The 9,544-nt window shown below is 42.1% G+C and carries 7 protein-coding genes and 1 riboswitch; of the genes, 3 read left to right on the top strand and 4 right to left on the bottom strand.

What is annotated here, in order from left to right; translation table 11 throughout:
* The first annotated feature begins 502 nt into the window (after positions 1 to 502).
* Positions 503 to 973 (top strand): RNA recognition motif domain-containing protein, encoded by a 471-nt coding sequence (locus HC723_RS08420; RefSeq protein WP_153445585.1) that lies wholly within the window; start codon positions 503 to 505, stop codon positions 971 to 973.
* Here the strand turns inward: HC723_RS08420 and murI are convergent.
* Both murI and HC723_RS08410 read right to left on the bottom strand, forming a co-directional pair.
* The gene (gene murI, locus HC723_RS08415) at positions 936 to 1,727 is read right to left on the bottom strand and encodes a glutamate racemase (RefSeq protein ID WP_153445583.1); all 792 of its coding nucleotides are present in this window, start codon (positions 1,725 to 1,727) and stop codon (positions 936 to 938) included. The two genes, HC723_RS08420 and murI, sit on opposite strands and share 38 nt — an antisense overlap.
* Positions 1,728 to 1,888: 161 nt before the next feature.
* Positions 1,889 to 3,769, bottom strand: a complete 1,881-nt coding sequence (locus tag HC723_RS08410) for a TonB-dependent receptor domain-containing protein (protein ID WP_190338753.1) — start codon at positions 3,767 to 3,769, stop codon at positions 1,889 to 1,891.
* A 36-nt stretch (positions 3,770 to 3,805) separates the two neighbouring features.
* A riboswitch (cobalamin riboswitch) is annotated at positions 3,806 to 4,041 on the bottom strand.
* Between the two features lie 183 nt (positions 4,042 to 4,224).
* Here HC723_RS08410 and trmA point away from each other — a divergent pair.
* A complete protein-coding gene (trmA, locus tag HC723_RS08405) occupies positions 4,225 to 5,331 on the top strand; it encodes a tRNA (uridine(54)-C5)-methyltransferase TrmA (protein WP_190338752.1) in 1,107 nt (368 codons plus the stop codon).
* 259 nt (positions 5,332 to 5,590) lie between these two features.
* Here the strand turns inward: trmA and fabR are convergent, their stop codons facing one another.
* On the bottom strand, positions 5,591 to 6,214 hold the full coding sequence (gene fabR / locus HC723_RS08400; RefSeq protein ID WP_153445577.1) for an HTH-type transcriptional repressor FabR: 624 nt from the start codon (positions 6,212 to 6,214) through the stop codon (positions 5,591 to 5,593).
* A 233-nt stretch (positions 6,215 to 6,447) separates the two neighbouring features.
* Here fabR and sthA point away from each other — a divergent pair, with 233 nt between their 5' ends.
* The gene (gene sthA, locus HC723_RS08395) at positions 6,448 to 7,848 is read left to right on the top strand and encodes a Si-specific NAD(P)(+) transhydrogenase (RefSeq protein ID WP_190338751.1); all 1,401 of its coding nucleotides are present in this window, start codon (positions 6,448 to 6,450) and stop codon (positions 7,846 to 7,848) included.
* Positions 7,849 to 8,062: 214 nt separating this feature from the next.
* On the opposite strand, the gene dinF is transcribed toward sthA, so the two are convergent.
* Positions 8,063 to 9,412 carry an MATE family efflux transporter DinF gene (gene dinF, locus HC723_RS08390; protein WP_190338750.1) on the bottom strand — a complete coding sequence of 450 codons (1,350 nt, stop codon included), beginning with the start codon at positions 9,410 to 9,412 and terminating at the stop codon, positions 8,063 to 8,065.
* Between the last annotated feature and the right edge of the window lie 132 nt (positions 9,413 to 9,544).

Genomic DNA, 9,544 nt, shown 5'->3' with positions numbered 1-9,544 from the left:
AAATTGTTCAATTTGGTCACTCAGTTCATTGAAATCATTTTTGCTTCCTAAGAAGCTTTATTGATTATCATCAACGAGTGCCCACACAGATTGATAGGTTTAAATTGTTAAAGAGCAACTGTTCGTGTGACTTGCGTCTCGTTGAACAGGGCGGCCATTTTAACGATTTGATTGGGCGTGTCAAACACTTTCTACAATCTTTTTTCGTTAACCTTTTTGAGAAGGTTATGACCTCTGACTCGTTGCGGCCGTTAGGCTGTGTGCACCGTGTCAGTGAGGTCGCATTATAGAGATCACCGTCACATTGGCAAGGGCTTTTTTCAATTTATTGTTCAAGCGGTTACTTTACCAGCGATATGTTTTTTTTTGATTATAATTTAAACATTTGAGCGATGTCACAGCATTAAATTGGCAATAATTAGCTATTAAACGTAAAATAATTGTGTCTGTCTTTTATACAGACGCATTCACTCTTTCTTTTATCAATATGTAGTATTCAAATATGAACTCAAAAAAATCAATTATTATGGTTATGGCGCTTGCAGTAGTCGGTGCCGTGTTATTTTTCTCTATTAATGTTTCACCTGTTGTTAGTTTTCTAGTTGGTGTTGTTGCAACCACTCTTATTCTTTCTACTTCTGCATCACCTTCAGCACAAGCTAGCTCTTCAGATACTTTGGATAAAGAGGCAACTTCGACTCAAACTCTTTATGTGGGCAACCTTCCATATAAAGCCAATGAATCGAACGTTCGTCAGATTTTTTCAGAATATGGTGATGTACTTGCGGTTCGTCTAATGAAAGACAAAAGAACCGGTAAGCGTCGCGGCTTTGGTTTTGTCGTAGTAGCAGAAGCTGATACCGACAACATTATCAGCAATCTAAATGAAAAAGATTACATGCAGCGTACTTTAAAAGTTCGCGTTGCTAATGATCCTAAGCATCCGGAAGGGGGAATGTCCGAACAGGACTAAACCCAAACTTAGCTAAACCTATATTCAGCGCCACACCTTCCCAAGGTGTGGCGCTGCTGTATATAGCGTATGGAGATAACCGCGAACTGCTATCAACCATATTGGCATCTAACAACCTTTTGACCCTTTCAGCAATTGCCTTACCAGAATCAATCAATGTCACCCCTTTTCCCAATACCAACTGCATTTCTTCTCTTAATAGAGGGAAATGGGTACAACCCAAGACAGCAGTATCAATTTGATTAAGCAGTGGGGTAAGGATCTGCTGCAATTCAACTAGATTAACAGCCGTTCCTCTCAATTTTTCTTCCGCCATCGTAACAAGACGAGTTGAACCAAGCAGTTCCACTTTTGAGTTAGGGGCAAATTCTTTGATGAGGTTATGAGTATAACTACGTACAACCGTGGCAGGTGTGGCAATTAATCCAATTGCTTTTTGGGATATAGCCGCCGCGGGTTTAATCGCAGGAACGACACCAACGACAGGGATCTTTAATTCTTGGCGTAAGCGAGGCAGTACAATGGTGCTGGCGGTGTTGCATGCAATAACAACTAAATCTATCGCATGTTTTTCGACCATTGATCGCATAAATCGGCTGACTCTCTCAATTAAGCGTTGAGGTTCCAACTCTCCGTATGGGTAAGCTTTATTATCAAATAAATAAATATAGTTATGCTGAGGCAGTAAAGTCTGGATTTCTTGATATACAGATAAGCCACCGACCCCTGAATCAAAAACTAAAATATTGGCCACACTTATTCCTCTTTTTTAAACTGATAATGCTGTACGTCCCATATCAATCGACGTTGTAATGCGAGTAAAGTATATGGTACGCAAACGAATAGAGGAAACAAAAGCGCCCGAAAGCGCTTTAATTTTATCAATAATATCTAGGGACTGTTGATACGTGAAGATTAAAACTGATAAGCAATCGAGCCGTAATAACTGCGCTCTGGTGAAAGATAATTCGCGGCGGTCTCATAATCGCGATCCAGTAAATTATCAATCCGTGCGGATAACTTCCATTGCTCGGTAATGTCATAACTTGCCGCGAGATCGACCAAGCTATAAGCATCCAGCTCAGTTCCACCATTATCTTTACGATCACCTTGATACACATAGCTCATATTGACTTGCCAAACTTCGGCTTGATACCCTACCTGCCACTTAAGGTTTTGACGTGCAATCCGTATAGCATCTTCCCCTGTCGCTTTATCTTCTGGCTTTAAGTATTCCAGAGAAACATTATGGCTTAGTAGTCCCGTTTCAAATTGTCCGGTCCATTCAACGCCCGTAATCGTTAAACTGTCGTTAATACAAGTTGAGTAGGCCGACTGACAAGAAATTCGATTATCAACATCATTATAAAAGCCCGCTAAGCGCCAATTTATCCAGCTGTGATCACCTTCTAGCGCGACTTCATAATTGGTTGATTCTTCAGGTTTCAAATCCGGATTAGCGTAGCCTGGATAATAAAGGTCATTAAAAGTCGGCGCTTTAAATCCAGTACCGACATTAGCGGTTAAACGTAATGGATCCACAAATCTCCAGCCAGCACCTAGCTGCCAAGTGGTTTTATCACCAAATTGTTCATTATCATCAAAACGAACACTGCCTTCGGTTTGCAACACTTCTCCATTATGACTCAGCGTTAAGTAACCCGCTTTATTATCACGTGATTTCACTTCGTAGCGCTGATAGTTCCCACCATAACTATTATATAAATCAGAATCACCCACATCATCATTAATATACTCAGCGCCAAAACCAACGCTGTCATAATGGTTAAACTGAAAATTATTACGCCATGATACTTGATTTCGTTTAGTGACAATGGTGCTTGACGGTAAATTATGTTGGCTCTCTGATTGATCTTGGCTATTGGCATAAGACAGATTGGAAGTCAGCTTGCTTCCTACATAAATTACCTGTCCCGCCACATTATAGTTATTGGTTTTATTACGGTCCCAACTCACCCCCCAAGCAGGATCATAATCGTACTCACTACGACCTTGGTGGTAATAACCACTTAATCGAATTAACCAATTATCGTTAAGTTGTGTGCCCATATCCGCAATGACATTGGTATTTTCAAAACCATCTCGATCTGAATCGCCAAATGTTGCCACATCATAACCATCAGCACGTTGATATTGAGTCGTCAAGTTCAACCAAGAATCATCCGTTGGCACAATGGCAGCGTTGGCGGTATAGCTTTGATAGCCATTTGATCCACCGGTGGCCTCAACCTTACCTTTACTACTTTGTTCCTCACCTCGTGTAATGATATTGATCACCCCAGCGCTAGCGTCAGCACCATAAACTGCCGCCCTTGCACCTCGGATATATTCTATTTTTTCCACGCCGGCTAATGGCAATTGGCTAATATCGCTAAAGCCTAAAGTTGCACTGCCTAAACGCATACCATTAAATAACACCACCACATTACTGCTACCGCGCACATAAATTCGGCTCGGTTGGTTATAACCACCATTAGAACTAAATTGAATACCGGGTAATTGGCGCAGGACTTCTTGCATGGTATTGGCTTGGCTTTTTTCAATATCCGCTTTGGTGATTTCAATAACTGGCGCGACCAAATTGGTAACTAAATCGGTGCGCTTGGTCGCCGTCACTAACATCACATCAGTATGGGGATCCGACATTGGTGCCGCGACATCATTACTGGCTTGAGTTGCATCCGAAGATGTCGATGAAACTGCCTCAGCAGCATATGAAAAAGATAGAGGGGTGCACAACGTCATAATAGACGCCGCTAAAAGTGTTTTTTTCATTATATTGTTAGTCCTAAAACGCGAGAAACATTGCGAGCACTTGCTCCGTTGCTGGCAGGTCTTCGGACTTAAAGCATGATATTACTATCGCCTACTCCTTTCACTTCCCATTCACTTATTACAAGTTAAACAGTGTTTTGGTTATTCCTTAACCTTGAAAGTTTCGTTCTTCTCACCGCTGCGCGTCAGTTCTGGATTTACACCAAATTCCCTTTTCAGCCTCAAAATTCTTTTAAAAAAATGATGAGGTCACCAGCAAGGTCGATCCTAATGCGCCACTATCGGCTTGTCTACACTATTATTGATAGTAACGAATGATTTGTGCCTCATACATTCAAGTAAACCATGATTTTCATTCAATACTGGACATCTATGCTGCGATAGATAAAATCTGCGCTTCCGGTTCGATACCTAAGTAACTTCATTTTCAAAGCACACCACAAAAGGCTCACTTTATGGCAACGGTAAACAGCAGCGCAGATCGCTATGCACAACAATTGACAGGCAAACTGCAGCGTCTCGATGAGATGTTTGGTGAGTTTACGACTCCAGATATTGAAGTGTTTGAATCTCCAGAGCAGCATTATCGTATGCGCGCTGAGTTTCGAGTGTGGCATGAAGGTGAAGACATGTATTACGTCATGTTCAACCAAGAAACGCGTGAAAAATACCGTGTCGATCAATTTCCAACGGCCAGTCGTTTAATTAACGATTTAATGCCACTGCTATTAGAGGCGATGAAACCGAATCACAGTTTGCGCCATAAACTGTTCCAAGTGGATTTTTTATCGACCTTAAGTGGCGAGATCTTAGTGTCGTTGCTCTATCACCGTCAATTAGATGAAAAATGGAAGCAACAAGCACAAGCATTAAAGCAACGCCTGAATGATGAAGGGTTTAAGCTTGATTTGATTGGCCGCGCACGCAAGATGAAAATTGTAATGGATCGCGAATACGTGATCGAAAAACTGCAAGTAAATGGCAAACCTTATATCTACCAACAAGTTGAGAATAGTTTCACCCAACCAAACGGTATTGTGGCGCAAAAGATGTTGGAATGGGCGGTTGATTGCACCCAAGACAGCCAAGGTGATTTACTTGAACTGTACTGCGGAAACGGTAATTTTTCTCTGGCACTGGCACAAAACTTTGAACGTGTACTGGCAACAGAACTGGCCAAGCCATCTGTCGATTCAGCTCAATACAACATCAAAGCCAATAACATTGATAATGTCCAAATCATTCGCATGTCAGCGGAAGATTTTACCGATGCGATGGAAGGCAAACGAGAATTTCGTCGCTTAAAAGATAACGGCATTGATTTAACCAGTTACAACTGCAACACCATCTTTGTTGATCCACCACGCTCAGGTATGGATGAAGGCACATGCAAAATGGTGCAAGGTTATGAGCGTATTATGTATATCTCATGCAATCCAGAAACGCTTAAAGATAACTTAAACATTCTATCTCAAACCCACAACATCACCCGCTTTGCGCTATTTGATCAGTTTCCATTCACTCACCATATGGAAGTAGGCGTGTTTTTAGAGCGTAAGTAATTTAGAATACCCAACCAATACTAAAAAGCCGTTGCTGCCAGAATTATTGGTCGCAACGGCTTTTTGTTTGTCTTTTTAGAATGGACTGCAGGGATAGAAACTTAATGCTCAGCTATTATACTAATTCCATAAATTTAATGATCGTTCAAAATTGAGTACAAAGAAAAGTGTCAAAGGCCATAGATGACCTTTTCTCAAGCGACAAAGGACGGATCAGCGTCTTTTCGGCCTATTAAAATTGATCAAATATTAAATGGAATTACTCTGACTGAGTTTGTTCGGTATTCACTTTTCGCGTCATCATTGCTCCTTTGGCGAGCATTCTCAATTGAGTGATCATTCGTTCCGATAGCTGATGACGATCATCGGCATCCAAATCGAGAGCTTCTGCGCCAGAGGTAAATACAATCGTCACCGAGGCCTCTGCTTGAATAGAAGCGCATTCTCTTTCCAAACCCGTTTTAGCTAAATACTCAGCTAATTCAGCGCCAAAGTGATGCACTTCACGCGCCACAGCAGTACGAAATTCGGCCGAAGTTCCTGACCGTTCACGCAATAAAAGGCGAAATACATTAGGATTATGCTCGATAAATTCCATAAAGGTTTGGACTGATGTGCGGATCAAGCTGCCTTCTACCACCACTCGCTGACGAGCTTGGCGCATTAATTGGCGTAATAACAAACCGCCTTCATCCACCATCACCAAACCTAATTCATCCATATCTTTAAAATGACGATAAAAAGAGGTTGGTGCGATACCGGCTTCGCGTGAGACTTCACGTAAACTTAAATTAGAAAAACCTCGATCGGCGCTCAGTTGCCCAAAAGCGGCATCAATCAATGAGCGGCGTGTTTTCTCTTTTTGTTGAGCTCTTATACCCATAGGGATGTCTACTTATCTATTTTAATTATTAATTTTAATCACTTAAACCAAGGTTTTTAATCTACCCAAAGCGACTCAAGCTCTAATATACCGACAATCTGATACCCTGACAAATCATCGCCCAGTTATCTTTGTGATCCCCCCGACTGTCTTTCGTACTATTCATTTACCCTAAAAATGAATAGGTTAATATAGTGATAATATTTTGTTGTGAATAATAACAAGGGTAGATCATGCAGGATTTAACACACTTTGATGCCATCGTCATCGGCAGCGGCCCTGGCGGTGAAGGCGCAGCAATGGGCTTGGCGAAAGCCGGACTCAATGTCGCAATTATCGAAAAAGAAAATAGTGTCGGCGGCGGTTGTACTCACTGGGGAACCATTCCTTCCAAAGCATTGCGCCACGCGGTTAGCCGTATTATTGAATTCAATAGCAACCCTTTATTCTGCAAAAACAACACCCGTTTAACCGCTTCGTTTTCCGATATTTTAAGCCATGCTAAAAGCGTTATCGACAAACAAACTCGCCTACGCCAAGGGTTTTATGACCGCAACGAATGCACCTTATTATTTGGTAAAGCTCGTTTTACTGGGCCAAATTCAATTTCTGTCGCATTATCGGATGGCTCATTAGAACACTACAACGCAGACAAGTTCGTTATAGCCACAGGCTCTCGCCCCTATCAACCTGACGACATTGATTTTAATCACCCTCGCATTTACAACAGCGACACGGTCTTAAGCCTTAAACACGATCCACGCCATATTATTATTTATGGTGCTGGCGTTATCGGTTGTGAATACGCTTCTATTTTCCGAGGTCTGGGAGTGAAAACCGATCTGATTAATACTCGTGATCGTCTCTTGGCATTCTTAGATAATGAAACCTCCGATGCGCTGTCTTATCACTTTTGGAACAGTGGTGTGGTGATCCGCAATGACGAAACCTATGAAAAAGTCGAAGGCACTCAAGATGGTGTGATCATTCATATGCAATCGGGTAAGAAGATGAAAGCCGATTGTTTCTTATATGCCAATGGCCGAACTGGTAATACCGATAAGCTCGATCTACAAAATATCGGCTTAACCCCAGACTCTCGTGGTCAGCTTTGCGTTAACCGTGATTATCAAACCAGTGTTGAGCATGTTTATGCTGTTGGTGATGTGATTGGTTATCCGAGTCTTGCTAGCGCCGCTTATGACCAAGGTCGTTTTGTGGCACAAGCAATTGCCAAAGGAAAATCTGATGGCGTACTAATCGACGATATTCCGACTGGTATTTACACCATTCCAGAAATCAGTTCTGTTGGTAAAACCGAGCAAGAGCTGACCGCGGCCAAAATTCCGTATGAAGTCGGTCGCGCTTCCTTCAAACATTTAGCACGCGCACAAATTGCGGGTAAAGACGTTGGCAGCCTGAAGATTTTATTCCATCGAGAAACCAAAGCAATTTTAGGCATCCATTGTTTTGGCGAACGTGCAGCTGAAATTATCCACATCGGACAAGCGATCATGGAGCAAAAAGGCGAAGCCAATACCATAGAATATTTTGTTAATACCACCTTTAACTACCCAACCATGGCAGAAGCATTCCGTGTGGCGGCACTGAATGGTTTGAATCGATTGTTTTAATTATCTGAATTTTTGATTAAACAACAATAAAAATAAAGGAGCTGATTTAGGCTCCTTTGTTTTTCTAATATCAATGGCTTTAATAACAATCACAGAAATTTAATGAGCATTCAATATGGATACCGAGAAAAGTGTAAAAGGTCATGGATGACCTTTTCTCAAGTGACCAAGGACGGGACAGCGTCTTTTCGGCGTATTCAAATTGATATCATGTCTAGTTCACTTCAACAAATCGTTCAGACCGCCACTGTTTAATAAAAATAAACGCCAAACCGATGCCGCGCATTCCCATAAAGGTGACCATCGAGAACCATAATGCATGGTTGCCCCAACTGGCACAGCTAAAATACAGTGCAAAGAAACACAGCATTGCTACCAACATACTGTTGCGCATCTCTTTGCCTTTGGTCGCGCCAACGAAAATGCCATCGAGTAGAAAGCACCACATAGACACAATCGGCATAATGATCAGCCAAGGTAAGTAAGTATCCGCTTGCAGTTGTACGCTGCTGATGTCAGTGATCAACCGAATTAAATCTTCACCAAAACATAAGAAGACCAAGGTTAATCCTAGGCTGCATACTAAGCCCCAAAATGAAGTACCAATCAATGAATTCAGCAATTGATCGCGATTTTTAGCCCCAACCGCTTTACCAACCATCGCCTCCATTGCATAAGCAAAGCCATCCATGCCATAAGACACCATCATCAAGAAACTCATTAATACCGCATTAGCAGCAACAATATCATCGCCTAATGCAGCGCCTTGGAAAGTCATAAAACTGAATACGGCTTGTAGGCATAACGAACGCAAAAAGATATCACTATTAAGTTTTAGCATTCGTCCCATATTATGAGTCGCTGATGGAAAAAGAGACCATAGCGAAGGAAGCTGTTGTTTTTTCCAAGTTCGGAACACAAAAAATAACCCCAGCGCCAAACCGGTATAGTCAGATAATACCGATGCCCAAGCCGCGCCCGCCACCTTCCAATCAAACACCAAGACAAACAACACATCTAGTGCAATATTGGCAACATTAATGGTGATCACCAGCCACATTGGAGCCTTAGCATTTTGAGTTCCGAGCAGCCAACCTAAAATAACAAAATTAGCTAAAGCGGCTGGCGCACTCCACACCCGAATAGAAAAATACTGCATGCCATAATGCTTCACTTCTTCACTGGCATGACTGAAAGAAAAAATCAGATCGGCGATCGGCGAATGGAGTAATAAAAACACCCCCGCCAATAGCAAAGCGACCAGCATACCTTGCAACCAAACTTGGGCTAATTTTTCTTGGTTTTGCTCACCTTGAGCTTGCGCGGTAAGACCGGTGGTCGCCATACGAAGAAAGCCAAGCAACCAAAAGGTCACACTGATCATAGTGCTGCCTAATGCAACGCCACCTAAATACCAAGATCGATCAAGATGACCAATCACCGCCGCATCGACTAAACCAAGTAATGGAACGGTAATGTTTGATAGCACCATAGGAATAGCGAGTACTAACACCTGCTGATGAATGGAGCGTTGCGACAGAATATGTTGGAGTTGCTTGATCACGAAAAATCCTCTCTTTATGAGTCGCTAGTTTATACCAATCGCGCTATTGATGGAGAACAAATGCGGCATATATACCCAAGTGATTTTAAGCTGCCGAATTTAGAGCGTTCGAACAAGAGGCCATTCAAGTAA

Source organism: Vibrio sp. S11_S32 (genome assembly GCF_014694465.1).
Taxonomy (GTDB): Bacteria; Pseudomonadota; Gammaproteobacteria; order Enterobacterales; family Vibrionaceae; genus Vibrio; species Vibrio algicola.
Note: the sequence above shows the minus strand (reverse complement) of the source record. Positions and strands in the feature narration are given on the sequence as shown.

Bases quoted from the DNA above. Each gene is read 5' to 3' on its own strand.
- trmA (WP_190338752.1), top strand. From the start codon at position 4,225: ATGGCAACGGTAAACAGCAGCGCAGATCGCTATGCACAACAATTGACA.
- HC723_RS08410 (WP_190338753.1), bottom strand. From the start codon at position 3,769: ATGAAAAAAACACTTTTAGCGGCGTCTATTATGACGTTGTGCACCCCT.
- fabR (WP_153445577.1), bottom strand. From the start codon at position 6,214: ATGGGTATAAGAGCTCAACAAAAAGAGAAAACACGCCGCTCATTGATT.
- sthA (WP_190338751.1), top strand. From the start codon at position 6,448: ATGCAGGATTTAACACACTTTGATGCCATCGTCATCGGCAGCGGCCCT.
- HC723_RS08420 (WP_153445585.1), top strand. From the start codon at position 503: ATGAACTCAAAAAAATCAATTATTATGGTTATGGCGCTTGCAGTAGTC.